This window comes from Tropicibacter alexandrii, assembly GCF_003667315.2.
Classification (GTDB): Bacteria; Pseudomonadota; Alphaproteobacteria; order Rhodobacterales; family Rhodobacteraceae; genus Tropicibacter; species Tropicibacter alexandrii.
Map to the genome: position 1 here is coordinate 1 of NZ_RCTZ02000061.1, position 710 is coordinate 710.

The 710-nt window shown below is 65.6% G+C and carries 1 protein-coding gene; it reads left to right on the top strand.

Translation table 11 applies throughout. The features are described 5' to 3' along the window. Window positions 1–710, top strand: a 710-nt coding sequence (locus D8Z78_RS24355) for an AMP-binding enzyme (protein ID WP_164933090.1), incomplete at both ends; no start/stop codon positions are given.

Here is a 710-nt window from a genome sequence, read left to right on the forward strand (position 1 = left end):
TGGTGGCAGACGGAAACCGGCGGGCACCTGCTGACCCCGCTGCCGGGCGCACATGCGACGAAACCCGGCGCGGCGATGAAGCCGTTCTTTGGCGTGAAGCCCGTCGTTCTGGACCCGCAATCGGGCGAGGAAATCAGCGAGTCGCCCACCGAGGGCGTCTTGGCGCTGGCCGACAGCTGGCCGGGCCAGATGCGCACGGTCTGGGGCGATCACGCGCGCTTCGAGAAGACGTATTTTGCCGATTACAAAGGCTACTACTTCTCGGGCGATGGCTGCCGCCGCGACGCGGATGGCGATTACTGGATCACCGGTCGCGTCGATGACGTGATCAACGTGTCGGGCCACCGCATGGGCACGGCCGAGGTGGAATCGGCGCTGGTCGCCCATGAGAAGGTCGCCGAGGCGGCCGTGGTGGGCTACCCGCACGAGATCAAGGGCCAGGGCATCTATTGCTACGTGACCCTGATGAACGGCGTCGAGCCGACGGATGAGCTGCGCAAGGAGCTCCGCACCTGGGTCCGCACGGAAATCGGCCCGATCGCCTCGCCGGACCTGATCCAGTGGGCCCCCGGCCTGCCCAAGACCCGCTCGGGCAAGATCATGCGCCGCATCCTGCGCAAGATCGCCGAGAACGACTACGGCGCATTGGGCGACACATCCACACTCGCAGACCCCACCGTCGTCGATGACCTCATCGATAACAGAATGAA